This window comes from Kitasatospora purpeofusca (genome assembly GCF_000718025.1).
Classification (GTDB): Bacteria; Actinomycetota; Actinomycetes; order Streptomycetales; family Streptomycetaceae; genus Kitasatospora; species Kitasatospora purpeofusca.
In genome coordinates this window covers 1-26,723 of record NZ_JODS01000025.1, presented here as the reverse complement: position 1 = coordinate 26,723, position 26,723 = coordinate 1, and the positions used below count along the sequence as shown (strand labels likewise).

The window sequence follows — 26,723 nt, the reverse complement described above, 5'->3', positions numbered from 1 at the left end:
ACCGGATGGCCGCCCGGGTGGCCGACGCGGTCAAGGTCTACGGGGTCGGACGCACCGAGGTGCGCGCCCTGGACCACGTGACCGTCGGCTTCCCGGCCGGCCGGCTCACCGCGATCATGGGGCCGTCCGGCTCCGGCAAGTCCACCCTGCTGCACTGCGCGGCGGGCCTGGACCGGCTGACCGCCGGCACCGCGATGATCGGTGACACCGAGCTGGAGAACCTCAACGACCGCAGGCTGACCCTGCTGCGCCGGGAGCGGATCGGCTTCGTCTTCCAGTCCTTCAACCTGGTGCCGGTGCTGACCGCCCGGGAGAACATCACGCTGCCGGTCGACCTGGCCGGCGGCGAGGTGGACCGGGAGTGGGTGGAGACCCTGATCGACGCGGTCGGCCTGCGGGACCGGCTGGAGCACCGGCCGACCGAGCTGTCCGGCGGCCAGCAGCAGCGGGTCGCGCTGGCCCGGGCGCTGGCCGGCCGTCCGGAGGTGGTCTTCGCGGACGAGCCGACCGGCAACCTGGACTCCCGGACCGGCGCCGAGGTGCTGGAGCTGATGCGCCGCGCGGTGGACGAGATGGGCCAGACGGTGGTCATGGTCACCCACGACCCGACCGCTGCCGGCTACGCGGACGAGGTGCTGTTCCTCGCCGACGGCCGGCTGGTGGACCGGATGGAGCGGCCCACCCCGGCCGGGGTGCTGGACCGGATGAAGGACTTCGACCGTGCCCCCGCGGCAGCCCTGGGAGGCGCGGGGTCATGAGCAGTGCGACCGCCACCCTTCGGATCAGTCTGCGCTCGCTGGCCGCGCACAAGCGCCGGCTGGCCGGGACGTTCACCGCGATCCTGCTCGGGGTGAGCTTCCTGACCGGCACCCTGGTGCTCGGCGACACCCTGCGCGGCAGCTTCGACACCCTGTTCGCCGATGCCAACCGCGGCACCGACGCGGTGGTGCGCAGCGCCGACGTGATGGACACCGAGAACACCTTCGGCGGCGTCCGCGCCCCGGTGGACCTCGCGCTGGCGGACCAGCTGCGCCAGGTGCCCGGGGTCGCGGCGGCCGAGCCGGCCATCCAGGGCTCCGGCCAGCTGATCGGCAAGAACGGCAAGGCGGTGGGCGGCCAGGGGCCGCCCACGCTGGCCGGTTACTGGCAGCCGGACAGCGGGCTCAACCCGTACCGGCTGGCCGAGGGCCGGGCGCCGCAGCAGCCGGGGGAGGCGGTGATCAACCGGGGCGCGGCCAAGGCCGGTGAGCTGAAGATCGGCGACTCGACCATCCTGCGCGCCCCCGACCCGGTGTCGGTGACGATCGTCGGCATCGCGACCTTCGGCGCCTCGGCCGACGGCATGGGCCAGAACACCTACACCGGGCTGACCCTCGCGGACGCCGAGCGCTACCTGACCCCGAAGGGGCAGGGCCAGGCCACCTCGATCCAGTTCCGGGCCTCGGGCGGCGTCTCCCAGCAGGAGCTGGTGACGGCGCTGACGGCGAAGCTGCCGGCCGGGCTGGAGGCGGTGACCGGGACGAAGGTCTCGGAGGAGGCCACCGCGCAGGTGTCCAGCCGCTTCCTGACCATGTTCACCACCCTGCTGCTGGTCTTCGCGGGCATCGCCCTGCTGGTGGCGACCTTCACCATTCACAACACCTTCGCCATCGTGGTGGCGCAGCGCACCAGGGAGAACGCGCTGCTCCGGGCGCTGGGCGCGGCCCGCGGCCAGGTACTGGGGGCGACCCTGGCGGAGGCGGTGGTGGTCGGGCTGGCGGCCTCGGCGGCCGGAGTGCTCGGCGGGATCGGGATCGCGGCCGGGCTGACGTCGCTGTTCAAGGTGATCGGCTTCAGCCTGCCGACCGGCAGCCTGGTGATCGGCGCGGTCTCGGTGGCCCTGCCGCTGCTGGTGGGCACGGTCACCGCGGTCGGCTCGGCGGTCGCGCCGGCCGTGCGGGCGGGCCGGACGGCGCCGCTGGCCGCGATGCGGGCGGTGGCGGTGGACGGCGCGGCCGACGGCCGGGCCGGGCGGGTCCGCTGGACCGCCGGTGCGCTGCTGGTCGCGGCCGGGGTGGCCGCCACGGTGGTCGGCGCCACGGACGGCCCCTCGGTGGGGCTGACCGCGGGCGGCGCGGTGGCGACGCTGCTCGGTGTGGTGGTGCTCGGCCCGGTGTTCGCGACCTTCGTGGTGCGGCTGCTGGGTGCGCCGCTGCCGCGGCTGCGCGGGATGCCGGGCGTGCTGGCGCAGCGCAACGCGACCCGCAATCCGAAGCGCACGGCCGCGACGGCCAGCGCGCTGATGGTCGGGGTCACGGTGGTCTCGCTGTTCACCGTCTTCGGCGCCTCGATCAAGGCGACCATGGACGACACGGTGAGCCGGACCTTCGCCGGGGATCTCGCGATCTCCACCGGCGGCTTCCGGGCCGGTGCGCTCAGCCCGAAGCTGGCGGACGCGGTGGCCGGTCTGCCGGAGGTGCGGCAGAGCGTGGGCCTGGGCCGGGGTGTGGCGCGGGTGGACGGCCACGGCCGGACCCTGGACGTCACCGACCCGACCCGGCTGGCCGGGATCGTGGACCTCGGCCGGGTGGACGGTTCGCTCCAGTTGGGCACCGACGGCCTGGCGGTGTCCAGGTCGGAGGCGGAGAAGCAGGGCTGGCAGGTGGGCACGACCGTGCCGGTGCGGTTCAGCGACGGTGCCGAGGCGCCGTTCACGGTGAAGGCGCTGTACCAGGGCAGTGAGCTGGCCGGCGACTACCTGGTCACCCGGGAGGCGTGGGCCCCGCACAAGGGCCAGGACTCCGACTCGCTGGTGGCGGTGGCGCTGAAGGACGGGGTCTCGCTGTCGGCCGGCAAGGCGGCGGTGACGGCGGCGGCGGTGCCGTTCGGCGACCCGAAGGTGCAGACCCGGGCGGAGTACGCGAAGGACTCGGCCTCGGTGGTCGACATCATGCTCTCGGTGGTCTACGCGCTGCTGGCGCTGGCGGTGCTGATCGCGCTGCTGGGGATCGCCAACACGCTGACCCTGGCGGTCCACGAGCGGACCAGGGAGCTGGGCCTGCTGCGGGCGGTCGGCCAGACCCGGAGCCAGTTGCGCGCGATGGTGCGCTGGGAGTCGGTGCTGGTGGCGATGTTCGGCACGATCGGCGGCCTGGGCCTGGGGTCGTTCCTGGGCTGGGCGCTGGTCCGGGCGGCGGACACCGAGGGGACGGGCAGCTTCGCCGTCCCGCCGCTCCAGCTGTCCGTGGTGCTGGTGGCCGGGCTGGTGGCGGGTGCGGTGGCCGGTCTGCGGCCGGCCCGCCGGGCGGCCCGGCTGGACATCCTGCGGGCGATCGCGGCCGGCTGACGGCCGCCGCCGCGCACACCGGAGCCCGGGCCCCCCGACCAACGGGGCACGGGCTCCGGACGTGTGCGCGCTGCGGGACTCAGGCTGCGGCGGGCAGCTCGTCCAGGCCCTGCTGGACCAGCGCGGCCAGGCGGTCCAGGGCCTCGTCGGCGCCCTCGGCGTCGGAGGCCAGCACGACCTCGTCGCCGCCCTGCGCGCCGAGCGCGAGCAGGCCGAGCATGGAGCCGGCGTTGACCGGGTTGCCGCCCGGCTTGGTGATGGTGATCGGCACGCCGGTGGCCGCGACGGCCTTGACGAAGACGGAGGCGGGACGGGCGTGCAGGCCCTCGGCCCAACCGATGGTGACGCGGCGCTCTGCCATGAGACGTGCCTTTCCGGTGAAGCTGGTCATGGCCGCGATGGGGGGAACGGCCATGTTGTCTAGACCAGTGTTGCATGCAGCCGACCCCTGCGAGCCGCCGCGTTCGGGACTTGTGATTGTTTCTTTCAGAGCCATAAACGGCGCATAATCCCCGTTCAGAGGCCCTGCCCACCCTGCCGCGAACGCACGCCCGGCGCCATTCGGCCCGCCGCCGGATAACCTGGCGATCGTGGACGACTCCGCGGCACCGCACCCCGAGCAGGACCCGACGCCCGCCCGGACGGCGGCCCGCCAGGACCGCGCCCCGGCTCTCCCGGACTACCCCCAGCACTGGGAGGCCGACGTCCTGCTGCGCGACGGCGGCACGGCCCGGATCCGCCCGATCACCCCGGCGGACGCGGGCCGTCTGGTCGAGTTCTACGAACAGGTGTCGGACCAGTCCAAGTACTTCCGCTTCTTCGCGCCCTACCCCCGGCTCTCCGACAAGGACGTCCGGCGCTTCACCCACCACGACTTCGTCCACCGGGTAGGCCTCGCCGTCGTCGTCCGCGACCGCTTCATCGCCACCGTCCGCTACGACCGGATCGACGCCGACGGCCGCCCCTCGGAGACCGGCACCGACGCCGAGGTCGCCTTCCTGGTCCAGGACGCCCACCAGGGCCGGGGCGTCGCCTCCGCGCTGCTGGAGCACATCGCCGCGGTCGCCCAGGAACGCGGCATCCGCCGTTTCCAGGCCGAGGTGCTGCCGGAGAACCGCAAGATGGTGAAGGTCTTCACCGACGCCGGCTACGTCCAGCGCCGCAGCTTCGCCGACGGCGTGGTGCACCTGGAGTTCGACCTCGAACCCACCGCCGCCTCGCTCGCCGTCATGCGGGCCCGCGAGCACCGCGCCGAGGCCCGCTCGGTGCAGCGGCTGCTCACCCCGCGCTCGGTCGCCGTGATCGGCGCCTCCCGCAACCCGCAGACCGTCGGCCGGACCCTGCTGCGCGACCTGCTCACGGGCTTCGCCGCCGCCGACCGCCCGGTGTACGCGGTGAACCGCAACGCCCCGCCCGGCACCGAGCTCGACGGCCTCCCGGTTCACCGCTCGGTCCTGGAGATCCCCGGCCCGGTCGACCTCGCCGTGATCGCCGTGCCCGCCTCCGCGGTGCCCCAGGCGGTCGCCGAGTGCGGCGCGCACGGCGTCCAGGGCCTGGTGGTGGTCACCGCCGGCTACGCCGAGACCGGCCCCGAGGGCCGCGACCGCCAGCGCGCCCTGGTCCGCCAGGCCCGGGCGGCCGGCATGCGGGTGATCGGCCCCAACGCCTTCGGCCTGATCTCCACCGACCCGGAGCACCCGCTGAACGCCTCGCTCGCCCCGGTGCTGCCCGCCCGGGGCACCTTCGGCGTCTTCTGCCAGTCCGGCGCGATCGGCGTCGCCCTGCTGGAGGCCGGCCACCGGCGCGGCCTCGGGGTCTCCTCCTTCGCCTCGGTCGGCAACCGCGCCGACGTCTCCGGCAACGACTTCCTCCAGTACTGGGCCGAGGACCCGGCCACCGAGGTCGTCCTGCTCTACCTGGAGTCCTTCGGCAACCCCCGCAAGTTCACCCGGATCGCCCGCCGGCTCGCCCAGGCCAAGCCGGTGGTCGTGGTCAAGGGCGCCCGCCACACCGGCAGCCTGCCGCCTGGCCACGCCGTCCCGGCCACCGCCACCGGCCTGCGGGACGCCACCGTCGACGCCCTCTTCCAGCAGGCCGGCGTCACCCGGGTGGAGACCATCACCGAGCTGTACGACACCGGCGACCTGCTCGCCCACCAGCCGCTGCCGCCCGGCGACCGGGTCGCCGTGGTCGGCAACTCCGACTCGCTGGGCCTGCTCACCCACGACGCCTGCCTCTCGGCCGGCCTGCGCCCGCGCACCCCGGTCGACCTCACCACCGCCGCCACCGGCGAGAACTTCCGGATCGCCCTGGACACCGCGCTCACCGACCCCGGGGTGGACGCGGTGATCGCCGTCGCCATCCCGCCGATCGGCAGCCAGTCCTGGGGGCCCCGCCCGGCCGGCCGGCCCGCCGGCCCCACCGGCCCCGAGGTGGGCTCCGACGATCCGGAGATCGCCGCCGCCCTGCTCGCCGCCGGCGAGCGCGCCCGGGCCGCCGGCAAGCCGCTGCTCCTCGCCCACCTGGCCCTCACCGACCTGCCGGACCGGCTGCGCCCCGGCGGCATCCCCTCCTACCCCGCCCCCGAGCGGGCGGTCCGGGCCCTCGCGCACGCCGTCCACTACGCCGACTGGCGCCGCCGGATGGCCGAGGCCGAGGAGACGGCCAGGGTCCCCGAACTCGACCGGATCGACGAGGCGGGCGCCCGCGCCCTGGTCGACGCCGCGCTCTCCACCCGCCCCGCGGTCGCCGCCCGCACCCAGCCCGGCGGGGCGCGGATCACCCTGCCCGACCCCGAGGCGGCCGCCCTGCTCGCCCGCTACGGCATCGACGTCTCGCCGACCCTGCCCGCCCCGGACGAGGAGAGCGCGGTGCGGGCAGCCGCGGCCCTCGGCTACCCGGTCGCGCTCAAGGCCACCGCCCCGCACCTGCGCCACCGCCCCGACCTGGGCAGCGTCCGGCTCGACCTGACCGGCGAGGCCGGACTGCGCCACGCGCACCGCGAGCTGGACGAGCTGCTCGGCGGAGCCGCCCAGGCCGCGCTGGTGGTCCAGCGGCTCGCCCCCCGCGGCGTGGACACCGTGATCGGCGCCACCGTCGACCCGGCGGTCGGCGCGATCCTCTCCTTCGGTCTGGCCGGCGCCCCCGCCGAACTGCTGGGCGACGTCGCCCACCGACTGGTTCCGGCCACCGACCAGGACGTCGCCTCACTCGTCCGCGAGGTCAGGGCGGCCCCGCTGCTGTTCGGCTGGCGGGGCGCCGAGGCGGTCGACACCGACGCCCTGGAGGAGCTGCTGCTGCGGGTGTCCCGGCTGGTGGACGACCTGCCGGAGGTCGCCTCGGTGGACCTCGAACCGGTGGTCGTCGCCCCGCACGGACTGGCGATCCTGGGGGCGCGCGTACGCATCGCGCCCCTGCCGGTCCGCAGTGATCTGGGCCCGCGCGCCATGAGCACGCTGTAACCTTCCTTGGTTGCGTCCGGACCCGGGCGCCGTTGTCCGAAGCTCGGCGCCGTGCCGCCCGCTTCGTCGGGGGACCATGCCAGGATGGAGTTATGGCGAAGACCGGTACCACCACCACACAGGACCTGCGCTCGGCGATCGAGCGCAGCGGCTACTACCCGGCCCTGGTGTCCGAGGCGGTCGAGTCCGCGGTGGGTCCCGAGCCGATCAGCTCCTACCTGGTGCACCAGGAGACCACCTTCGACGCCAACGAGGTCCGCCGGCACGTCACCGTCCTGGTGCTGACCCCGACCCGCTTCGTGGTCAGCCACACCGACGAGCAGACGGGGGACGGCAGCAGCCCCGCCGTCCCGCTCGCCACCACCTCCACCGAGAGCGTCCGGCTGGACCGGATCAACTCCGTGGTGGTCAGCCGGATGGTCGCCAACCCGGAGACCTACACCCCGGGCACGCTGCCCCGCGAGGTGGTGCTGACCATCGGCTGGGGCGCCGTCCAGCGGCTCGACCTCGAACCGGCCGGCTGCTCCGACCCGAACTGCGAGGCGGACCACGGCTACACCGGCTCCGCCACCGCCGACGACCTGTCCCTGCGGGTCAGCGAGGCCGGCGACGGACCGGAGACGGTGGCCCAGGCCCTGATCTTCGCCCGCGCCCTCTCCGAGGCGACCGTCACCAGCGGCCCCCGGGTCTGACCCCACCCCGCGTCGCCCCACCGACCCGCACGGACCCGCACAACCCCGAACAGACCCGCAGCACCGCGCCGACCGGCGCCGCCCCGCACGGTCGCGCGCCGACCGCCGCCCCGCCGCCGTCCGGACACCGCCCGCCACGGGTCCGGACCGCTCCGGCCAGCCAGGAAGCCACCCCCGCCACCATGCCCTTCGCCCCCGACGGCCACGACGCCTTCGAGCTCCTCGACCCCGCCACCGCGCCCGCGCCGCCCTACGGCAGCGGCTCGCTCAGCGACCTGCTGCCCTCGGTGGCCGCCGGCCTCGGCGTGCCCGGCTTCAGCACCGCGCTGCCGCTCGCGCCCGCCGACCGCGCGGTGGTCTTCCTGGTCGACGGCCTGGGCTGGGAGCTGCTGCTGCGCCACCCCGAGTACGCGCCGTTCCTCACCTCGCTGACGGCCGGCTCGCTCGGCGGCACCGGCCGGCCGCTGACCGCGGGCTTCCCGTCCACCACCGCCACCTCGCTGGCCTCGGTCGGCACCGGCACCCCGCCCGGTCTGCACGGCCTGGTCGGCTACACGGTGGCGGTGCCCGGCGCCGGGCACCTGATGAACCAGTTGCGCTGGCAGCCGCCGACCGACCCGGCCGCCTGGCAGCCGTACCCCACCGTCTTCCAGCAGGTGCACGCCGCCGGGGTGGCCACCGCCCAGGTGTCCTCCCCGCTGTTCGCGCAGACCCCGCTCACCCGGGTCGCGCTCTCCGGCGGCACCTTCCTCGGCCGCACCACCGGTGAGGAGCGGATGGACCGGGCCGCCGCCTGGCTCGCCGAGCACGACCGCGCGCTCGTCTACACGTACGTCAGCGAACTCGACGGCGCGGGCCACCGCTTCGGGGTGGACTCGGACGAGTGGCGGATGACCCTGGACGCCGTCGACCGGCTGGCCCGCCGGCTGGCCGAACAGCTGCCCCCGCGCTCGGTGATGTACGTCACCGCCGACCACGGCATGATCGACATCGCCCCCGAGGACCGGATCGACTTCGACGAGGACTGGGAGCTCGGCGCCGGCGTCGCCCTGCTCGGCGGCGAGGGCCGTGCCCGCCACGTCTACGCCGTCCCCGGCGCCGCCGCCGACGTCCACACGGTCTGGAGCGAGGTGCTCGGCGACCGGATGTGGGTGGCCACCAGGGACCAGGCGATCGAGGCCGGCTGGTTCGGCCCCGCCGTGGACGACCGGGTCTACCACCGGATCGGCGACGTGGTCGCCGCCGCCCGTGACGACATCGCGGTCGTCGCCTCCCGCAACGAGCCCGGCGAGTCCGCGATGATCGGCCTGCACGGTTCGATGACCCCGGTCGAGCAGTTCGTGCCGCTGCTCGAATTCCGCCGCTGAACTCCCTCGATGCGAAAGGCATTTGCACCACCCATGGCTGAACTGGTGTTCTTCTCCGGCACGATGGACTGCGGGAAGTCGACCCTCGCGCTCCAGATGGACCACAACCACGCCGCCCGCGGCCGGCAGGGGATCATCCTCACCCGCAACGACCGGGCCGGTGCGGCCACCATCTCCAGCCGGCTCGGCCTGCGCGCCGACGCGGTCGAGGTGGCCGACGAGTTCGACTTCCACGCCCATGTGGTGCAACGGCTCTCGGCCGGCGGCCGGGTGGACTACCTGATCTGCGACGAGGCCCAGTTCTTCGACCCCGGGCAGATCGACCAGCTCGCCCGGGTGGTCGACGAACTCGACATCGACGTCTACACCTTCGGCATCACCACGGACTTCCGCACCCGGCTCTTCCCCGGCTCCCAGCGGCTGATCGAACTCGCCGACCGGGTCGAGGTGCTCCAGGTCGAGGCGCTCTGCTGGTGCGGCGCCCGGGCCACCCACAACGCCCGCACCGTCGGCGGGGTCATGGTGGTCGAGGGCGCGCAGGTCGTCATCGGTGACATCTCGGTCCGCGAGGACGAGGTCGGCTACGAGGTGCTCTGCCGCCGCCACCACCGCCGCCGCCTGACCGCGGCCACCGCCCGCGCCGCCGTGCTCTCCCCGGACGTCCTCCCCTTCGAGGAGCAGCAGGCCTGAGCCGCGGCGTCAGCCCGCCTGCAGCACCGAGAAGTGCCCGCCGCGCGGGTCCGCCAGCCGGGCCGCCCGGCCGCGCGGCGTCCCCTGCGGTGCCACCAGCACCCGGCCGCCCAGCTCGGCCGCCCGCCGGGCCGTCAGATCGACGTCGGCCACCGCGAAGTGGGTGCGCCAGCGCGGCGGGTGGCCGCGCAGCTCGGCGCCGCGCCGGATCCCCGCGACCGGCCGACCGCCGACCAGCAGCGCCGACCCGCCCTCGGCCTCGGCCACCGGAACCCCGAGCACCGCGCGGTAGAAGCCGGCCGCGCCGTCCGCGTCCGGGGTGAGCAGCTCCGTCCAGGCCGGTCCGCCCGGCCCCGGCCCGGTCTCCCGGCCGAGGTGCTCCTCGCCCTGCCAGAGTCCGAACACCGCGCCGGAGACGTCGGCCGCGATCGCCAGGCGCCCGGCCCGCTCCGCCTGGAGCGGCCCGACCGCGACCGTGCCGCCGCACTCCCGCACCAACTGGGCCGCGCGGTCCGCGTCGTCCACGGCGAAGTAACTGGTCCACTGCACCGGGAAGCCGTCCACCGCGGACACCCCGAGCCCGGCCACCGGCTCCTCGCCGAGGCGGGCCCGGACGTACTCGCCGAGCTGCGCCGGCCCCGGGGCGAAGGTCCAGCCGAGCAGTTCGCCGTAGAAGGCCCGGGCACCGGGCAGGTCGTCGGTCATCAGGCTGACCCAGCACGGGGTGCCCTGGGCCAGCCGGAGTGTCAGCGCGGGCATGACAGGTCTCCTCAACGGGCGGTCGGCGCACGAAACGGCGCAGTGAGGGTGATGCTTCCACCGTGGCGCTCGTCGAACCCTCGGGCCGCGCGGAAAATCCGGCAAAGAGCGCACAAAGAGCGCTGGCCCTCCGGGCGGCCCGGTACTGCGCCAGAATGACCGCCATGACCACCATTCACAATGACTCCCCGCTGGTGTCGGTGACCGGTTTGCAGGAGTCGCTCGACTCCGGGCGCCCGCCGCTCCTGCTCGATGTGCGCTGGCAGCTCGGCGGTCCGCCCGGCATCGAGGACTACACCGCCGGCCATCTGCCGGGTGCCCGTTTCGTCGCCCTCGACACCGACCTCGCCGCCCCGGCCGGCCCGCCCGGGCAGGGCGGCCGCCACCCGCTGCCCGACCCGGAGGAGTTCGGCGCCGCGCTGCGCCGCCTCGGCGTCTCGGCCGACCGCCCGGTGGTGGTCTACGACGGCGCCACCTCGCTGGCCGCGGCCCGCGCCTGGTGGCTGCTGCGCTGGGCCGGGCACCCGGACGTCCGGGTGCTGGACGGCGGCTTCGCGGCCTGGCAGGAGGCCGGACTGCCGGTCACCACCGAGGTGCCGCCGGCCGGGGACGGCGACTTCAAGCCGGTCCCGGGGCAGCTGCCGGTGGTCGACGCGGACGGCGCCGCCGCCTGGGCCCGGGAGGCGCTGCTGCTGGACGCCCGGGCGGGGGAGCGCTACCGGGGCGAGACCGAGCCGATCGACCCGCGCGCCGGCCACATCCCCGGCGCGGTCTCCGCGCCGACCACCGAGAACGTCGGCCCGGACGGCCGCTTCCGTCCGGCCGCCGAACTCGCCGCCCGGTTCCGGGAGCTGGGCGCGGGGGAGCGGAGCACCGCCGTCTACTGCGGCTCCGGGGTGACGGCCGCGCACCAGATCCTGGCGCTCGCGGTGGCCGGTCTGCCGGCCACGCTCTACCCGGGTTCGTGGAGCGAGTGGTCCAGTGACGCGGCCCGCCCGGTCGCCGTGACCGACCAGCCCGGCTGAGCCCGCGGACGCCGAAGGCGCGGACGACCGGGGTCGTCCGCGCCTTCGCGCCGCTCTGCTGTCCCGCTGTCCTACGGCCCTGCTACTCCTGCTTCTTGCGCCGACTGCCGAAGACGATCTCGTCCCAGCTCGGCACGGTGGCCCGGCGCCCGGGCCGCACGCCGTCGGCCTCGGCCTGGCGGTCGGTGGTGCCGACCAGCCGCTCCCGGTGCGGTGCCACCGCCCGGGGCATCAGGATGTCCGCGTACGCCGAGCCGGCGCCGACCGCCGGGGCGGCGGCCGCGGGCTCCGCCGCCTCCTCCTCGGCCACCTCGGCGGGGACCGGTTCGATCGGCGGCGGCGCGCCGACCGCGAGGTCGCCGCGGAAGGCGGGCACCACGTCCAGCAGGCTGGTCAGCGAGTCCCGGGACTCGGCCGTCGCCTCGCGGGACTCCCGGACCTCGCGGGAGGACATGATCCGGTCGGCCGAGGGCCGGTCGATCATCGGGCGCAGCGGCCGGTCGTGGGGGAGTCGGGCGATCCGCGGGATGAACGGGAAGACCGAATCCTCCTCGCGCTCGACCGACTCACCGATCAGCGCGCGGGCCTCGTCGTCGTTGGGCTGCACCAGTCGCCGGGGTGGGTCGTACGTCCAGGCCGCGCTGCGGCCCTCGCCGTCGGCCCGGTAGGAGAGGATGACCTCCCAGGTGCCGTCGTCGCGCCGCCAGGAGTCCCAGCGCTCGGTCTCCTTCTCGGCGCCGCGCAGGGCCAGCCGCTCGGAGACCGCCTCGCCCAGCTGCGGGCCGGGGGCCTCGCCGTGCCGGCGGATCGCGGTCTTGCGGGCCCGCTCGGCCATGAAGGCGCGCTCGGCCAGCACCGGACCCTCGAAGCGGCGGACCCGGTCGACGGAGATGCCGGCGGCCTGGGCGACCTCCTCGGCGGAGGCACCGGCTCGTATCCGCGCCTGGATGTCCCGGGGGCGGAGGTGGCTCTCGACCTCGATCTCGATCTGGCCGAGGCGCGGCCGGTCACCACGGATGGCGGCCCGGAGCCGCTCGTCGATGGGGAGGGTGTACTCCGTGCTGTCGGCAGCCTTGAGCACCAGCCGTGTGCCGTCGTTGCTGACGGCCACAACCCGCAGTTCGGGCACGCTTACCTCCCGGGTGGTGCCTGCCGACGTCACCTGCGTCGCTGCTCCCGTACTGAGTGTGGCCTGCCCACTCGCGACTGGCCACAACCTTGCTGAGTTCCCCGGCGTGTCGGGCTTACGCCCGGCCACGCCGCTGTGGCACGGTTGCCTTTTTGCCACGTCATCCGTCGACGTCGCGCCTGGGTGCCCCGACCGTCCTCGCACGTGGAGTGACGCGACGATCCGGGACCGGTGTCGCCGTGCGCGCCTGCGCCACCACTCCTTGTCAAGCTGCCGGTTGATGGGCAGTCGACAAGTCGACCTGGGCTCAGGCTTTACGAACAGTACTCCATTCGTGGCATCCGGAGGGGCGGCTCGCCGCTCAAGTCTCCCGCGATTCACGGGAATCTCAAGAGCGCACGACCCCAATGGCCGAGGATCGACCGATGAACGGTGATCATCTTCACATATATCTCTCGCGAAGAACCGCATTTTCGACCCTTGTGTCCTTCTTTGGGCAGGATGGAGTGACTTGTTCGAAGGACAGTCGTACTGACGCGAGGGATGTCGATGCCGGAGCAGAAGCCCGAACGGGGCGGAGCGGAGGAAGGTCGCAGGCGAATTGATCTGAGTGGGACTCAGGTCGCCGCCAGCGCGTTGGCCACCGTGGTGGGGGCGGTGCTCGCGTCCGAACTCGGGGTGTACGGAACCATTCTCGGCGCGGCGGTGGTGAGTATCGGCGCGACCACGGGCGGGGCGCTGTTCCAGCACCTCTTCCGGCGCACCGGGGAACAGCTGCGCGGCGCGGTCGACCGGGCCGCCGGTCCGGGGCAGCTGGTGAACGGGCTGCGGCAGGCGCCGGAGCCGGACCGGGCCGATCCGGCCCCGCCGCCCGGTTCGGCCGAGTGGAGCACGCCGCGGGTGGTCCGGGCGCGCCGCCGGTGGGGCTGGAAGACGTACGCGGCCGTCTCGGCCCTGGTGTTCACGGTCGCGATGGTGCCGATCCTCGCCTTCGAGCTCGCGACCGGCCGACCGGTGTCGGCGACGGTCCAGGGCGAGTCGGGCACCGGCACCTCGCTGGGCGGCCGGGTCGACCGGAAGCCGCCGACCGACCCGCCGCCCTCCGGGCCGGCCGACGTGCCCTCGCCCTCGACGGGCCGGGACGGCGGCGCCTCCGGGCGGCCGAGCCCCGGCGCCCGTCCGGGCACGGAGGGTGGAGGGCCGTCCTCGGACCCGACGGCCTCCCCGTCCTCCGGCGCGTCGGGCGGTTCCGGCGCGACGCCCTCCGGGCCGGCCTCCGGCTCCCCTTCGGCCCGCCCCTCCGGCGAGCCGTCCGCCTCGGCCACGCCCTCGGCGCCGTCCGGCGGCGGGAGCGCCTCCGCGAAGCCGTCCGGCGGCGCGAGCCCGAAGCCCCCGGAGCCGACCACCGCCGTCGTTCCCCCGCCGGCGGCCCCGGACCCGGCGACGACGCCCCGGGCGCCCCAGGCGTCCCAGGGGGGCCAGGGGGCCCAGGGGTCCTAGGTGCCCAGCACCCGGCGCAGGTAGTCGTTGCCGAAGCGGCGGTCGGGATCGAGCTCGTCGCGCAGCGCGGTGAAGTCCGCGAAGCGCGGGTAGACCCCGGCGAGGTACTCGGCGTCCCGGGTGTGCAGCTTGCCCCAGTGCGGCCGGCCGCCGTGCTCGGTCATCAGCCGCTCCACCGCCGTGAAGTACCCCTGCTCCGCGGTGCCCCGGTAGAGGTGGACGGCGATGTACGCGGTGTCCCGGCCGTGGGCGGTGGAGAGCCAGACCTCGTCGGCCGGGGCGAACCGCACCTCGACCGGGAAGCTGATCCTCCAGCGGGACCGCTCGACCATGGCCCGCAGCTCGCGCAGCACCTCGCCCACCGAGGCGCGCGGCACCGCGTACTCCATCTCGACGAAGCGCACCTTGCGCGGGCTGGTGAAGACCCGGTGGGCGGTGTCGGTGTAGCTGCGGTCCGACCAGGCGCGGCTGGCCAGCGCGGCGATCGTGGGCACCGAGGCGGGGAAGCGGCGCCCGACCCGGCAGGCGCCCTCCCACACCGTGTTGGAGAGGAAGTCGTCCTCCAGCCACTCCTTGAACCGGGGCAGCGGAGCGGCCGGTCCCTGGCTGCGGTTGTTGCGCTTGGTGGCGCAGCGGTCGGTGTGCGGGAACCAGTAGAACTCGAAGTGCTCGTTGACGGCGGTGAGGTCGTCCAGCCGGTGCAGCACCTCGTCGAAGCGCATCGGCTGCTCGTGCGCGGTGAGCAGGAAGGCCGGTTCGACGGCGAGGGTGAGCGCGGTGATCACGCCGAGCGCGCCGAGGCCGAGCCGGGCGGCCTCGAACAGCTCCGGGCTCTCGGTGGGGGAGCAGTGCCGGACGCTTCCGTCGGCGAGCACGATCTCCAGGCCGCGGATCTGGGCGGCCAGCGAACCGGAGTCCCGGCCGGTGCCGTGGGTGCCGGTGCTGGTGGCGCCGGCCACGGTCTGCACCTCGATGTCGCCCATGTTGGTGAGCGAGAGGCCGGCGGCGGCGAGCAGCCGGTTGAGCCGGTGCAGCGGCAGTCCGGCCTCGACGGTGACGGTGCCGTTCTCGTGGTCGATCCCGCGTACGGCGGTCAGTCCGTGCGGCCGGACCAGGACGCCGTTCCCGGCGGAGGCGATCGCGGTGAAGGAGTGGCCGGAACCGACCGCCTTGACGGTCTCGCCCCGGTCGGCGGCGCGCAGGATCTCCTTGGCCAGCTCCTCCGCACTGCCGGGGGTGACCACCCGGGCGGGGACGGTGCTCTGGTTGCCCGCCCAGTTGGTCCAGCGGGTGCGGGTAGCGGTACTGGCCTGGGGCATTGCGGCGCCTCCTGCTCCGTGGCCGAACGGGTGTCGGCTCACCTCATTCCCTACCCACGGGTAGGCCGCGGGTAGGGAGGAGGGTAAGGCAGGTCAGCGTCCGAGGTCCACGGTTTCGGCGGACGCGGGACTGCCCGGCTCGGCGTCCAGCCCGGCCCGCAGCCGCTTGAGCCCGGCCGCCGCCGTCAGCACGCCGAACACCCCGGCGGTCAGCGGGACCCAGTAGCCGGCCGCCGCTCCCGCGCCGTCGACGGTCCAGCCGCCGACCGAGGAGCCGACCGCGACGCCGATCGCCAGCCCGGTGGTCGTCCAGGTCATGCCCTCGGTCAGCTGGGCGGCCGGGACCAGCCGCTCGACCAGGGCCATCGCGGTGATCAGGGTGGGGGAGATGGCGATGCCCGCGATCAGCAGCGCGCCGCCGACCGCGACCAGGCCGCCGACCCCGCTCACCGACTCGGCGACCAGCAGCAGCGGCACCATGCTGACCGCCATGAAGACCACGCCGCCGAAGAAGCGGCTCGCCATCGACCCGGTGAGCTTCAGGGTGCCGAACACGAAGCCGGCCACGCAGGAGCCGAGCGCCCAGAGCGCCAGGATCACGCTGGAGATCGCCTTGTGGCCCTGGTCCTCGGCGTAGGCGACGGTGACCACCTCGACCGAGCCGAAGATCGCCCCGGTGGCGACGAAGGTCAGCACCAGGACGATCAGGCCGCCGTTCAGGATCGCGCTGCCGCCGGTGTGGGCGTGCGCGGGGTGCAGCGGCGGTTCGGTCCGCCGCTGGGAGGTGAACAGGGCGATGCCGACGGCGAGGAAGATCCCGGCGAGCAGGACGCCCGCCTCGGGGAAGACCGCGGTGGCCAGTCCGATCGAGAGGATCGGGCCGACGATGAAGCAGACCTCGTCGACCACCGCCTCGAAGGAGTAGGCGGTGTGCAGCTTCGGTGCCTCGTCCCGGTAGAGGTGCGCCCAGCGCGCGCGGACCATGGCGCCGGTGCTGGGCATCCCGCCCATACCGATCGCGAAGACGAACAGCGTCCAGGTCGGCGCCGAGAAGTGGGCGCAGAGCAGCAGTCCGGTCGCGGCGGCGATCGTGATGACGGTCGCCGGCACGGCGACCCGGCGCTGCCCGTGCCGGTCCACCAGCCAGGAGACCATCGGCCCCAGGACCGCCGCCGAGACCGCCAGCGTCGCCGACACCAGGCCCGCGATGCCGTACGAGCCTCTGAGCTGGGAGAGCATCGTGACGATGCCGATGCCGGTCATCGAGATCGGCAGCCTGGCTATGAAGCCGCTGGACGAGAAGGCCAGAGTGCCGGGGGCGGCGAATATCTGGCGGTAGCTGGACAGCACGGTAGCTCCGCAAATCGGGGGGTAAGGGACGAGGCTGGCAAACACAGCTTACGAACCTTGGCAATCGGTATTTTCCGGACACCGGGCGCCGTCCCGGCATCGGCCCCCCGGCCCACAGTGGCAGGATCGGTCCCATGTCCGACGCGCGCAACACCTCCCACACCGGCGCCGCCCCGTACGACGCCCTGCTGCTGCTCTCCTTCGGCGGGCCCGAGGCCCCCGAGGACGTCGTGCCGTTCCTGGAGAACGTCACCCGGGGCCGGGGGATCCCCAAGGAACGGCTCCGGGAAGTGGGCAAGCACTACTTCCTGTTCGGCGGCGTCAGCCCGATCAACGAGCAGAACCGCGAACTGCTGGCCGCGCTGCGCAAGGACTTCGCCGAGCACGGCCTCGACCTGCCGGTGTACTGGGGCAACCGGAACTGGGCGCCCTACCTGGTCGACACCCTGCGCGAGCTGGCCGCCGACGGGCACCGCCGGATCGCCGTCCTCGCCACCAGCGCCTACGCCGGCTACTCCGGCTGCCGCCAGTACCGGGAGAACCTCGCCGACGCGCTGGCCGCCCTGGCCGCCGAGGGCCTGCCGGAGCTCCGCGTCGACAAGCTGCGGCACTTCTACAACCACCCCGGCTTCGTCGAGCCGATGATCGAGGCCACCCTGGCCGCCCTGGACCGACTGCCCGAGGGGACCAGGGCCGGCGCCCGGCTGGCGTTCACCACCCACTCGATCCCGGACACCATGGCCGAGACCTCCGGCGCCCCGGACGACCCGGCCCGGGGCCGCCCAGGCGGCGCCTACGTCGCCCAGCACCTGGACGTGGCCCGGCTGGTCGCCGACGCCGTCGCCGGGCGCACCGGAGTCGCGGACCGCCCCTGGGAGCTGGTCTTCCAGAGCCGCAGCGGCGCCCCGCACATCCCGTGGCTGGAGCCCGACATCTGCGACCACCTGGAGGCGCAGCACGCCGACGGCGCCCCGGCCGTGGTGATGGTCCCGATCGGCTTCGTCTCCGACCACATGGAGGTCAAGTACGACCTCGACACCGAGGCGACGGCCAGGGCCGCCGAGCTCGGCCTGCCGGTCGCCCGGGCCGCCACCGTCGGGGCCGACCCCCGGTTCACCGCCGCCGTCCGCGAGCTCGTCCTGGAGCGGGCCGCCGCCGAGCGCGGCGAGCCGGTGTCCCGCTGCGCCCTGGGCGCGCTCGGCCCCAGCCACGACGTCTGCGCGGTGGCCTGCTGCCCCAACCCGCGCGCGCCCCGCCCGGCCGCCGCCGAGCGTTGACCGCCGCCGAGCGTTGACCGCCGCCGAGCGCTGACCGGCGCCGAGCACCGACCCGCCGCCGAGCACCGACCGCCCCGCCCCGGAGGAGATCCCCGTGTCCAGCCCCGCCGTGCCCGACCCCGCCCTGCTCGACGAGCTGCTCGACGTCGCCCTGGACGCCGCCCGCCGGGCCGGGGCGCTGCTGCTCGACGGCCGGCCCGCCGACCTCGGCGTGGCCGCCACCAAGAGCAGCCCGGTCGACGTGGTGACCGAGATGGACCTGGCCTCGGAGAAGCTCGTCCTGGAACTGATCACGGCCCGCCGGCCCGAGGACGGCTACCTCGGCGAGGAGGGCGCCGAGCGGCCCGGCACCAGCGGTGTGCGCTGGGTCGTCGACCCGCTCGACGGCACCGTCAACTATTTGTACGGGCTGCCCTCCTGGGCGGTCAGCGTGGCCGCCGAGCTGGACGGGCGCGCGGTGGTCGGGGTGGTGTACGCCCCGGCGCGCGGTGAGCTGTTCCACGCCGTGATCGGTCGGGGGGCGCACCGGGACGGGCAGCCGCTCTCCACCCGCCCGGCGCCGCCGTGGGGCCAGGCGCTGATCGGCACCGGTTTCGCCTACGTCCGGGAGGTGCGGGTGCGGCAGGCGGAGGTGGTGCTCGCCCTGATGCCGGAGGTGCGCGACATCCGTCGGGCCGGCGCCGCGGCCGTGGACCTCTGCGACGTCGCGGCGGGCCGGCTGGACGGCTACTACGAGCGCGGGCTGGCCCCCTGGGACCGGGCGGCGGGCTGCCTGATCGCGGCCGAGGCCGGCGCCCTGGTCGGCGGCCGCCCGGGGCACGGCCCGGACGGCGAGCTGACCGTGGCCGCCGCGCCCGGGGTGTACGAGCCGCTCCAGGAGCGGCTGGCCGCGCTGCGCGCCTGGGCGGACCGGGCGGTGCCCGCCGAGTGACCCGGACCCGGTCCCCCGCCGGGCCGCCCTGTCCGGGCGGGCCCGGCGGGGGGACACCCGGGCAGCGAAGAGCCCTGACATACGGGGGATGCCAGGGCCTGGGTTTTCGCACGGCCCCCGCAGGGCCGCTGGTGCCGGAGGTCCGGCGACGGGTCGGGCGGTCGGAGGATCAGGCGGCGGTGCGGTGGCGCTCCAGCACCGTGTCCACGCCGTGCTCGGCGGCGAGACGGCGCAGGTCGTCCAGCTCGGACTGTTCCACCTCGGCGAGGAACTCGTCCCCGGCCTCGATCGCGCGGTGCAGGTCCTGCTCGGCGTTGGCGATGCGCTGCAGGATTCCGGCGGTGAAGGCGTCCATACGGGCCCCCTTACTGTGTCGGACGTGCACGGTCGTGCGCCCCCTGCCCCAGGTGTGCGGTAGCCAGCGGAAGCGTCCGATCCGGTCGGGTGAAGATGTCCGGTCGGGCGCGGAGACGGCCCTCGGCCGCTCCCGTGACGCCCCGAGCCCCAGGGCCGGCGCGGATGAACGCACGGCGGGTGGGTGCGATCGGCTCAGAACCGGATCGCGGGTGTGCAGCACTCCTCCCCGCCCCGGGGGCGGGGAAACCTCCCGCCGCGAGAAAGTTGCCCGCGTCACAGTCCAACCGGACTGCTCCCGCCACGAACCCCTGGCCGTGAACCCCCGTGCGGACCCCGCCGCGGGCCCGGCGCCGCCGGCGGGCGGACCTGCCTCCGGGGCAGCTTATCGCTGCTTTACCGCAGGACCAGGCAGGATGGAGCCACCGTCGGAGCCGTGCGTCCGCCTCCGGGGCCGGCCTGGAGAAGGGACAACGACCGTGCGGGTTCTCGTCGTCGAGGACGAGCAGCTGCTCGCCGAGGCAGTCGCCACGGGTCTGCGCCGCGAGGCGATGGCCGTCGACGTGGTGTACGACGGGGAGGCCGCGCTCCAGCGCATCGCGGTCAACGACTACGACGTGGTCGTCCTCGACCGCGACCTGCCGCTCGTGCACGGCGACGATGTCTGCCGCAGTGTCGTCGAGCAGGGCCTCGCCACCCGGGTGATCATGCTGACCGCCTCCGGCGACATCAGCGACCGGGTCGAGGGCCTGGAGATCGGGGCGGACGACTACCTTCCGAAGCCGTTCGCCTTCAGCGAACTCGTCGCCCGGGTCCGCGCCCTGGGCCGCCGTGCCACCGTCCCGCTGCCCCCGATCCTGGAACGGGCCGGCATCTCGGTCGACCCGGGCCGTCGCGAGGTCATCCGGGACGGCCGCCCGGTCCAGCTCGCCCCCAAGGAATTCGCCGTCCTGGAGGTCCTGATGCGGGCCGGCGGTGCCGTCGTCTCCGCCGAGCAGCTGCTCGAGAAGGCCTGGGACGAGCACACCGACCCGTTCACCAACGTCGTGCGCGTCACCGTGATGACCCTGCGCCGCAAGCTCGGCGACCCGCCGGTGATCGTCACCGTGCCCGGTTCCGGCTACCGGATCTGACCGGACCCGCCCCCACCCCGCGCCCGCCCAGGCGGACGCCCCGAGAGGACCATCATGACCACCCCGCCCTCGGCCGGCGGGCCCTCCGGCGCGCCCTCCGGCGGGCGCGCCGTGCCCGGCCGGCCCGTCCCGCCCAAGCCGTCCCAGCCGCCGCGTGCCCCCCGACTGCACCAGCCCGAGGGCTACGTGCCCGGGGACGGCATGCTCGCCTGGCTGCCGTTCCGCCCGACCATCCGGATCCGGCTCACCCTGCTCTACGGCGGGATGTTCCTGATGGCCGGGGTGGTGCTGCTGCTGCTGATGTACGTCTTCGTGCGGCAGGGATTCCGCGACACCCAGTTGCCGAACATCTCGCTCCGCTCCGAGGTGCCGTTCACCTTCATCACCCCGGACGGGCAGAAGGTGGCGGCCCAGGACTTCAACAACTGGCTGGACGCCTACCAGACGAACCAGGCCAACACCGCGCTCAACCTGCTGCTGCGCAAGACCCTCACCATGCTGGTCTGCCTTGCCGCGATCGCCTTCGCGGCCGGCTACGCGATGGCCGGCCGGGTGCTGCGCCCGCTCGGCCGGATCACCCGCACCGCCCGCGAGGTCGCCTCCTCCGACCTGCACCGGCGGATCGAGCTGGACGGCCCGGACGACGAGCTCAAGGAGCTCGCGGACACCTTCGACGACATGCTGGAGCGGCTGGACCGGTCCTTCGACTCCCAGCGCCGCTTCGTCGCCAACGCCTCGCACGAGCTGCGCACCCCGCTGGCGATCAACCGCACGCTGCTGGAGGTCCAGCTCTCCGACCCGGAGGCCTCGGCCGACCTCCAGCAGCTCGGCAAGACCCTGCTGGCCACCAACGAGCGCAGCGAGCAACTGGTCGAGGGTCTGCTGCTGCTCGCCCGCAGCGACAACGAGCTCACCGACCGCAGCCCGGTGGAGCTGTCCGAGGCCGCCACCCGGGCCCTGGAGCAGACCAGGGCCGAGGCAGCCAAGCGCGGGGTCGACCTGCGCGCCACGCTGCACCCGGCGGTGGTCGCCGGCAACGGCATCCTGCTGGAGCGGATCGCGCTCAACCTGCTGCAGAACGCCGTCCGCTACAACTCCCCGGACGGCTGGGTCGAGATCACCACCGCCCCGGTCCCCGGCGGCGGCGAGCTGGTGGTCTCCAACACCGGCCCGGTGGTGCCCGGCTACGAGCTGGAGCACATCTTCGAGCCGTTCCGCCGGGTCAAGGGCGCCGACCGCACCCGCAGCGACAAGGGGGTCGGCCTCGGCCTCTCGATCGTCCGCTCGGTGGTCCGGGCGCACAACGGCACCATCGAGGCGACCCCGCGCGCCGGCGGCGGTCTCACCATGCGCGTGCGCATCCCCGGCATCTAGCGGGCGCCCCCGGAGACCCTCCTGCACCCGTGCACACCGGAGGGCTCCGGGGGCCGTCACGACCCCCTCACGGCCCTTCTCGGGCCCGTCCGCCGTCCCGGTCGGGCGACCTCCGTACGCCGACCGTTCCCAGCCGCCCCCGCCAGGCCCGTCAAGACGACATAAGCCCTGGCGGGGGCGGCTTGTCTTTTCCGGTCCGGGCAACTTACGGTGTCGTAACCTACGCAACCGTAAGTGTGGTTGCCCAGTACTCCGGTGTGCCCGTCCAACGCGCTCCTCCGGCGCGTGACCTCCCCCAGGAGCCAGACCCGTGACCATCGCCCCCGTGCAGCGCAGTACCTCGCTCGGTTCGAGCGCCTGGACCGACGCGCGACTGATCCTGGCCCTCGAAGAGGTCGTCGAGAAGGAGCTCGACCGTCACCTCAAGGTCGCCAAGGAGTGGATGCCGCACGAGTTCGTCCCCTGGAGCCGCGGGCGCGACTTCCCCGGCGTGCTCGGCGGCGAGGCCTGGGAGCCCGGCGACTCCAAGGTGACCCCGCTCGGCCGGGTCTCGCTGGTGGTCAACCTGCTCACCGAGGACAACCTCCCGAGCTACCACCACGAGATCGCGACCATGTTCGGCCGCGAGGGCGCCTGGGGGACGTGGGTCCACCGCTGGACGGCGGAGGAGGGCCGGCACGGCATAGCCATTCGCGACTACCTGCTCACCACCCGGGCCGTCGACCCGGACGAGCTGGAGCGGGCGCGGATGTCCCACATGTCGGAGGGCTTCGTGTCCGACAACGCGCACAGCATGCTGCAGTCGGTCGCCTACGTGGCCTTCCAGGAGCTCGCCACCCGCATCTCGCACCGCAACACCGGCCACTACGCCGGCTGCCCGCTGGCGGACCAGCTGCTCGCGAAGATCGCCAACGACGAGAACCTGCACATGGTCTTCTACCGGAACCTGCTGAAGGCCGCCCTGGAGATCGCCCCCGACCAGGCCATGCGCGCCGTCGCCGACGTGGTGACCGACTTCCGGATGCCCGGCCACGGCATCCCCGGCTTCGAGCGGGCCGCCGCCCAGATCGCCCTCGGCGGCGTCTACAACCTCCGCATCCACCACGACGACGTGCTGCAGCCCGTGCTGCGCCACCTCAAGGTGATGGAGATCGGCGGCCTCGGCCCCGAGGGCCTGCGGGCCCAGGAGGAGCTCGGCGTCTTCCTCGACGGGCTGGACGCCCAGGCGACCAAGTTCGACGAGCGGCAGGCGGCCCGGCTGGCGCGCATCGCGGCCCGGAAGCAGTAGGCGCGGCGGAGGGGCGCCCTCCGGACGCCCCTCCGGGGCCCCGGAGGGTGCCGCGGCAGACGTACTGGCTTGGGCGGATTTTCCATGTTTTGCCCAGCCCGGGGGTGAACGTGACCAAGGTCACACTGTGTCGCTCCGGAGGATCGGGCAACCCCGGAGAGTGATCATCGTCCCGAGTGCTCCGATCGCCGTCCGTGAGCGGAACGGCGATCGGAGGCGGGACGAAGGATTGGCTCTCCGCCCTGGTGGGCAAGGGAATTGGCGGGCGCGCGGGGGACCTTCGCTCACGGAGCGTGTCCGCCGGGCGCTCGTCGGCACGCTCCCGCGGTGCCCCTGCGTGAGGCTTCGGGGGGCCGAGTGGATCATCGCGGCGGACCCCCGGCTGAGTGTCGATTGAGTAACAGGGCTTGAAGTAAGGCAAAATCTCCGCCTCGGGTCGGGCACAAGACCGACCCCCCATGCGTTACGTGCGCTGGAGATACCGCACACACCGCACAACCCGGAGGGGGAGAGCGAAATATGGCTACCGACTACGACACCCCACGCAAGACCGACGATGAGCTCAACGAGGACAGCATCGAGGAGCTCAAGGCCCGCAGGAACGACAAGGGCGGCAACGCGGTCGACGTCGACGAGTTCGAGGCGGCCGAGGGCATGGAGCTCCCCGGCGCGGACCTCTCGAACGAGGAACTCTCCGTCCGGGTGCTGCCGCGGCAGGCCGACGAGTTCACCTGCATGAGCTGCTTCCTGGTCCACCACCGCAGCCAGCTGTACAGCGAGAAGAACGGCAACCCGATCTGCCGGGACTGCGGCGCCTGAGGACCAGGGCGTCATGACTCGGGCCTCGCGGTGTCCGCGAGACCGGTGCGACGCCCCTTCCGGCCCCGGGCAGCGGGGCCGGACGGCAGCTCCGGCGTCCGTCCCGACGGACGCACCAGTCATACGGACGGATGGAAAAGCGTCTCCCGGAGACGCCGAGGGACGGTACCGCGAGGCGGTACCGTCCCTTTCCGTCTTCCCGGCCCGGGCCGGGCGTCCCCCGGTGGGGGCCCCGCTCAGGCGCGGGCGTTCCGGCGGGCCTCTTCCAGGGCCTCGGCGAGCTTCATCGGCGAGCGGGTGGAGAGGTAGAGGTAGGGCGTCGGGTCGGCCGGATCGCTGACCTCGACCCGGAGCGCGGTCGGCACGTAGCTGCGCAGCAGCATGAAGGCCCGCGGGTCGGCCTTGGGGCCGCGCCAGGCGGCGGCCTCGGCCGGACCGAGTGCGTGGGCGGCGCCGAGGGCGTCCACCGGGATCCGGGCCGGGCCGGCGACCAGCGAGCCCTGGACCACCCGGATCCGGGCGGAGCCGTAACTGCTGATCGCGGCGGCGCCGGCGGCGATGCCGACCACCAGCCCGACCAGGGCGCCCACCGCGCTGATCCGCAGCAGGATCAGGGCGAGCGTGAGGCCGATCAGGACCGGGAACAGCCACCAGGAGCGCGGCGCGGTGAGGCGTTCGTCGTACATGCCCCCCATTGTGGGTGCCGATACACCGGGCGCCGGACGCAACCCCCGCTCCCGGCACGGCTACCGGTCGGTAGGGTGGGGCGCCGTGACCGGTTCGACTGCCCCCACCGCGCCCCTGACCCCCGCCGCCCCCAGCGAGTCCGCGGCCCCGGCCCACCCGGCGTCGCCCGCGACGCCCCCGCCGGAGGCCGTCCTCCCGCCGCGCGCGCCCGAGGCCCCGGCCCCCGGCCCCCGGCACCCGCCTCGGCTCCCACTACGAGCACTGCTTCGGCTGCGGCCCGCAGCACCCCGGCGGACTGCGGATCGACGCGGTCGCCGGGACCGGCCTCGACGTCACCGCCGAGTTCACCGTCCGCCCGGAGCACCAGGGCGGCCCCGGCCTGGCCCACGGCGGCCTGCTGACCACGGCCATGGACGAGACCCTCGGCACCCTCAACTGGCTGCTGCACGTCCCCGCCGTCACCGGCCGGCTGGAGACCGACTTCCTCTCCCCGGTCCCGGTCGGCTCCACGCTGCATCTGCGGGCCTGGATAACCGGTGCGCACGGCCGGAAGATCTACAGCGCCGCCGAGGCGCGGATCGGCGGGCCCGACGGCCCGGTCGCCGTGCGCGCACGGGCACTCTTCATCCAGGTGAAGCTGGAACACTTCACCAAGCACGGTCGTCCCGAGGACATCGAGAAGGTCCTCGACGACCCCGACCTGATGCAGCGCGCCCGAACCTTTGAGGTGAACCCTTGAGCACCACCCCCCGCGAGCCCCTCGACGTCCTGATCCGCCGGCTCGACCCCGAGCTGCCGCTGCCCGAGTACGCGCAGCCCGGCGACGCCGGCGCCGACCTGCGGACCACCGTGGACGCGGAGTTGGCCCCCGGCGAGCGGGCGGTGCTGCCCACCGGCATCGCCATCGCGTTGCCCGACGGCTACGCCGCGTTCGTCCACCCCCGGTCCGGACTGGCAGCTCGTTGCGGCGTTGCTCTGGTGAACGCCCCAGGGACGGTCGATGCCGGGTACCGTGGAGAGATCAAGGTGATCGTCGTCAATCTGGACCCGCGCGAGACCGTCGGCTTCCGCCGAGGGGACCGGATCGCCCAGCTGGTCGTCCAGCCGGTCGAGAAGGCCCGCTTCCACGAAGTGGCCGAGCTCCCGGGGTCGGCACGGGCCGAGGGCGGGTTCGGGTCGACCGGTGGCCACGCAGCGGTCTAGGCTGCCCGCGGCCTCGCAGGAAGCCGAGCAGGTATTCGCATCGGTCTTGGACCGGGAAGGACAGTGACCGTGTTCCGTCGTCGCCAGAAGAGCGAGGACGCTGTCGAGCAGCTCGCCGACGACGCCATCAGCGCCGACGAGACGGCCGATGACGTCGAAGGTTCCGCCGAGAGCGAGAACGTGACCGAGCTGGACCCGACGGACCGGGTCGGCCTGCCGCCGGCTCCGCGTCCGGACGGTCCGTGGGACCACTCCGAGCTGGAGAACCCGGAGGAGGGCCGCGTCGACCTCGGCGGCCTGCTGGTCCCCGGTGTCGAGGGCATGGAGCTCCGGGTCGAGGTGGCCGGCGACGCGATCGTGGCCGCGACCCTGGTCCTGGGCAGCAGCGCCATCCAGCTCCAGGCCTTCGCGGCCCCCAAGTCGGAGGGCATCTGGGGCGAGGTCCGTGAGGAGATCGCCAACGGCATCACCTCGCAGGGTGGCATCGTCGAGGAGGAGGAGGGCCCGCTGGGCTGGCACCTCCGTGCCCAGGTCCCGGTGCAGCTGCCGGACGGCACGCAGGGCGTGCAGCTGGTGCGCTTCGTCGGCTGCGACGGTCCGCGCTGGTTCCTGCGCGGTGTCATCTCCGGCCAGGCCGCCGTCCAGCCCGAGATGGGCGGGATCCTGGAGCAGGTCTTCCGGCAGACGGTCGTCGTCCGCGGCGAGACCCCGATGGCGCCCCGCGACCCGATCGTGCTGAAGCTCCCCGAGGACGCGCAGATGGTCGCCGACGGCGGCGGCGCCGTCGCGGCCACCGGTGAGGGCGACAACCGCTACGGCGGCACCTCGCTCGACCCCTTCGCCCGGGGCCCGGAGATCACCGAGGTCCGCTGAGCACAGCGCCCCAGTACGCCGATCGCCCCCGCCCGGACCACCGGGCGGGGGCGATTTGCTTCTGACGCTCCCGTCCCCGTACAGTTCCGGAGTCGCCGCGAGAGAGCGGGGACAAGCGGAAAGCGAAGTCGGCTGAATGAAACTCCGGAAAACGGAGCGGAAAACAT

23 protein-coding genes and 1 pseudogene are annotated in these 26,723 nt (G+C 74.2%); 17 read left to right on the top strand and 7 right to left on the bottom strand.

Features of this window, described 5'->3' with window-relative positions:
- The first annotated feature begins 5 nt into the window (after positions 1-5).
- Positions 6-758, top strand: a complete 753-nt coding sequence (locus IF01_RS0129205; protein ID WP_030396572.1) for an ABC transporter ATP-binding protein — start codon at positions 6-8, stop codon at positions 756-758.
- Positions 755-3,325: an ABC transporter permease gene (locus tag IF01_RS0129200; RefSeq protein ID WP_030396571.1), complete on the top strand. Its 2,571-nt coding sequence runs from the start codon at positions 755-757 to the stop codon at positions 3,323-3,325. Before IF01_RS0129205 ends, IF01_RS0129200 begins: the two co-directional genes overlap by 4 nt.
- 79 nt (positions 3,326-3,404) lie before the next feature.
- Here IF01_RS0129200 and IF01_RS0129195 read toward each other — a convergent pair whose 3' ends face one another.
- Positions 3,405-3,686 (bottom strand): HPr family phosphocarrier protein, encoded by a 282-nt coding sequence (locus IF01_RS0129195; RefSeq protein ID WP_030396570.1) that lies wholly within the window; start codon positions 3,684-3,686, stop codon positions 3,405-3,407.
- Between the two features lie 229 nt (positions 3,687-3,915).
- Here IF01_RS0129195 and IF01_RS0129190 point away from each other — a divergent pair, with 229 nt between their 5' ends.
- The 4 genes from IF01_RS0129190 (at position 3,916) to IF01_RS0129175 (ending at position 9,535) form a co-directional block, all read left to right on the top strand.
- Positions 3,916-6,786, top strand: a complete 2,871-nt coding sequence (locus tag IF01_RS0129190; RefSeq protein ID WP_094745668.1) for a bifunctional acetate--CoA ligase family protein/GNAT family N-acetyltransferase — start codon at positions 3,916-3,918, stop codon at positions 6,784-6,786.
- Positions 6,787-6,878: 92 nt separating this feature from the next.
- Positions 6,879-7,478 (top strand): DUF5998 family protein, encoded by a 600-nt coding sequence (locus IF01_RS0129185; protein ID WP_030396568.1) that lies wholly within the window; start codon positions 6,879-6,881, stop codon positions 7,476-7,478.
- 182 nt (positions 7,479-7,660) lie between these two features.
- Complete coding sequence (locus tag IF01_RS0129180; RefSeq protein ID WP_030396567.1) at positions 7,661-8,845, top strand: alkaline phosphatase family protein; 1,185 nt, start codon at positions 7,661-7,663, stop codon at positions 8,843-8,845.
- Positions 8,846-8,878: 33 nt separating this feature from the next.
- The gene (locus IF01_RS0129175) at positions 8,879-9,535 is read left to right on the top strand and encodes a thymidine kinase (protein WP_030396566.1); all 657 of its coding nucleotides are present in this window, start codon (positions 8,879-8,881) and stop codon (positions 9,533-9,535) included.
- 9 nt (positions 9,536-9,544) lie between these two features.
- Here the strand turns inward: IF01_RS0129175 and IF01_RS0129170 are convergent, their stop codons facing one another.
- Positions 9,545-10,294, bottom strand: coding sequence for a VOC family protein (locus IF01_RS0129170; RefSeq protein ID WP_030396565.1), 750 nt, complete (start codon positions 10,292-10,294; stop codon positions 9,545-9,547).
- A 164-nt stretch (positions 10,295-10,458) separates the two neighbouring features.
- Here IF01_RS0129170 and IF01_RS0129165 point away from each other — a divergent pair, with 164 nt between their 5' ends.
- On the top strand, positions 10,459-11,319 hold the full coding sequence (locus tag IF01_RS0129165; RefSeq protein ID WP_030396564.1) for a sulfurtransferase: 861 nt from the start codon (positions 10,459-10,461) through the stop codon (positions 11,317-11,319).
- A gap of 82 nt (positions 11,320-11,401) precedes the next feature.
- On the opposite strand, the gene sepH is transcribed toward IF01_RS0129165, so the two are convergent.
- Positions 11,402-12,481 (bottom strand): septation protein SepH, encoded by a 1,080-nt coding sequence (gene sepH / locus IF01_RS0129160; protein WP_078880406.1) that lies wholly within the window; start codon positions 12,479-12,481, stop codon positions 11,402-11,404.
- A 645-nt stretch (positions 12,482-13,126) separates the two neighbouring features.
- Between sepH and IF01_RS49075 the strand changes: the two genes are divergently transcribed.
- Positions 13,127-13,948 carry a hypothetical protein gene (locus IF01_RS49075; protein ID WP_208624374.1) on the top strand — a complete coding sequence of 274 codons (822 nt, stop codon included), beginning with the start codon at positions 13,127-13,129 and terminating at the stop codon, positions 13,946-13,948.
- On the opposite strand, the gene IF01_RS0129150 is transcribed toward IF01_RS49075, so the two are convergent.
- Together IF01_RS0129150 and IF01_RS0129145 are read right to left on the bottom strand one after the other, a co-directional pair.
- Positions 13,945-15,267, bottom strand: a complete 1,323-nt coding sequence (locus IF01_RS0129150; RefSeq protein ID WP_030396561.1) for a D-arabinono-1,4-lactone oxidase — start codon at positions 15,265-15,267, stop codon at positions 13,945-13,947. The two genes, IF01_RS49075 and IF01_RS0129150, sit on opposite strands and share 4 nt — an antisense overlap.
- A 93-nt stretch (positions 15,268-15,360) precedes the next feature.
- Complete coding sequence (locus IF01_RS0129145; RefSeq protein ID WP_051742855.1) at positions 15,361-16,617, bottom strand: MFS transporter; 1,257 nt, start codon at positions 16,615-16,617, stop codon at positions 15,361-15,363.
- Between the two features lie 134 nt (positions 16,618-16,751).
- Between IF01_RS0129145 and IF01_RS0129140 the strand changes: the two genes are divergently transcribed.
- Together IF01_RS0129140 and IF01_RS0129135 are read left to right on the top strand one after the other, a co-directional pair.
- Positions 16,752-17,894: a ferrochelatase gene (locus IF01_RS0129140; protein WP_030396559.1), complete on the top strand. Its 1,143-nt coding sequence runs from the start codon at positions 16,752-16,754 to the stop codon at positions 17,892-17,894.
- A 109-nt stretch (positions 17,895-18,003) separates the two neighbouring features.
- Positions 18,004-18,825 (top strand): inositol monophosphatase family protein, encoded by an 822-nt coding sequence (locus IF01_RS0129135; protein WP_030396558.1) that lies wholly within the window; start codon positions 18,004-18,006, stop codon positions 18,823-18,825.
- A gap of 169 nt (positions 18,826-18,994) precedes the next feature.
- Here IF01_RS0129135 and IF01_RS0129130 read toward each other — a convergent pair whose 3' ends face one another.
- A complete protein-coding gene (locus IF01_RS0129130) occupies positions 18,995-19,180 on the bottom strand; it encodes a hypothetical protein (protein ID WP_030301315.1) in 186 nt (61 codons plus the stop codon).
- 478 nt (positions 19,181-19,658) lie between these two features.
- Between IF01_RS0129130 and IF01_RS0129125 the strand changes: the two genes are divergently transcribed.
- The 4 genes from IF01_RS0129125 (at position 19,659) to IF01_RS0129110 (ending at position 23,793) form a co-directional block, all read left to right on the top strand.
- Positions 19,659-20,312 (top strand): response regulator transcription factor, encoded by a 654-nt coding sequence (locus IF01_RS0129125; protein ID WP_030396557.1) that lies wholly within the window; start codon positions 19,659-19,661, stop codon positions 20,310-20,312.
- 54 nt (positions 20,313-20,366) lie between these two features.
- The gene (locus IF01_RS0129120) at positions 20,367-21,686 is read left to right on the top strand and encodes a sensor histidine kinase (protein ID WP_030396556.1); all 1,320 of its coding nucleotides are present in this window, start codon (positions 20,367-20,369) and stop codon (positions 21,684-21,686) included.
- A 310-nt stretch (positions 21,687-21,996) separates the two neighbouring features.
- Positions 21,997-22,974: an acyl-ACP desaturase gene (locus IF01_RS0129115; RefSeq protein WP_030396555.1), complete on the top strand. Its 978-nt coding sequence runs from the start codon at positions 21,997-21,999 to the stop codon at positions 22,972-22,974.
- 519 nt (positions 22,975-23,493) lie between these two features.
- Positions 23,494-23,793 carry a DUF4193 domain-containing protein gene (locus tag IF01_RS0129110; protein WP_030396554.1) on the top strand — a complete coding sequence of 100 codons (300 nt, stop codon included), beginning with the start codon at positions 23,494-23,496 and terminating at the stop codon, positions 23,791-23,793.
- A 236-nt stretch (positions 23,794-24,029) separates the two neighbouring features.
- On the opposite strand, the gene IF01_RS0129105 is transcribed toward IF01_RS0129110, so the two are convergent.
- Entirely contained in the window at positions 24,030-24,479 is a 450-nt protein-coding gene (locus IF01_RS0129105; protein WP_369826374.1) for a DUF3093 domain-containing protein, read from the bottom strand.
- Between the two features lie 115 nt (positions 24,480-24,594).
- Between IF01_RS0129105 and IF01_RS42445 the strand changes: the two are divergent.
- From IF01_RS42445 to IF01_RS0129090, 3 genes and pseudogenes are all read left to right on the top strand, one after another.
- Positions 24,595-25,219: pseudogene (locus IF01_RS42445) on the top strand (PaaI family thioesterase).
- Positions 25,216-25,683 carry a dUTP diphosphatase gene (dut, locus tag IF01_RS0129095; protein WP_030396552.1) on the top strand — a complete coding sequence of 156 codons (468 nt, stop codon included), beginning with the start codon at positions 25,216-25,218 and terminating at the stop codon, positions 25,681-25,683. Before IF01_RS42445 ends, dut begins: the two are co-directional and overlap by 4 nt.
- A gap of 69 nt (positions 25,684-25,752) precedes the next feature.
- Entirely contained in the window at positions 25,753-26,556 is an 804-nt protein-coding gene (locus tag IF01_RS0129090; RefSeq protein WP_030396551.1) for a DUF3710 domain-containing protein, read from the top strand.
- Positions 26,557-26,723 lie beyond the last annotated feature (167 nt).

Coding starts and splice junctions, on each gene's coding strand:
- IF01_RS0129205 (WP_030396572.1), top strand. CDS start 6: ATGGCCGCCCGGGTGGCCGACGCGGTCAAGGTCTACGGGGTCGGACGC.
- IF01_RS0129200 (WP_030396571.1), top strand. CDS start 755: ATGAGCAGTGCGACCGCCACCCTTCGGATCAGTCTGCGCTCGCTGGCC.
- IF01_RS0129195 (WP_030396570.1), bottom strand. CDS start 3,686: ATGGCAGAGCGCCGCGTCACCATCGGTTGGGCCGAGGGCCTGCACGCC.
- IF01_RS0129185 (WP_030396568.1), top strand. CDS start 6,879: ATGGCGAAGACCGGTACCACCACCACACAGGACCTGCGCTCGGCGATC.
- IF01_RS0129180 (WP_030396567.1), top strand. CDS start 7,661: ATGCCCTTCGCCCCCGACGGCCACGACGCCTTCGAGCTCCTCGACCCC.
- IF01_RS0129175 (WP_030396566.1), top strand. CDS start 8,879: ATGGCTGAACTGGTGTTCTTCTCCGGCACGATGGACTGCGGGAAGTCG.
- IF01_RS0129170 (WP_030396565.1), bottom strand. CDS start 10,294: ATGCCCGCGCTGACACTCCGGCTGGCCCAGGGCACCCCGTGCTGGGTC.
- IF01_RS0129165 (WP_030396564.1), top strand. CDS start 10,459: ATGACCACCATTCACAATGACTCCCCGCTGGTGTCGGTGACCGGTTTG.
- IF01_RS0129150 (WP_030396561.1), bottom strand. CDS start 15,267: ATGCCCCAGGCCAGTACCGCTACCCGCACCCGCTGGACCAACTGGGCG.
- IF01_RS0129140 (WP_030396559.1), top strand. CDS start 16,752: ATGTCCGACGCGCGCAACACCTCCCACACCGGCGCCGCCCCGTACGAC.
- IF01_RS0129130 (WP_030301315.1), bottom strand. CDS start 19,180: ATGGACGCCTTCACCGCCGGAATCCTGCAGCGCATCGCCAACGCCGAG.
- IF01_RS0129120 (WP_030396556.1), top strand. CDS start 20,367: ATGACCACCCCGCCCTCGGCCGGCGGGCCCTCCGGCGCGCCCTCCGGC.
- IF01_RS0129110 (WP_030396554.1), top strand. CDS start 23,494: ATGGCTACCGACTACGACACCCCACGCAAGACCGACGATGAGCTCAAC.
- IF01_RS0129105 (WP_369826374.1), bottom strand. CDS start 24,479: ATGTACGACGAACGCCTCACCGCGCCGCGCTCCTGGTGGCTGTTCCCG.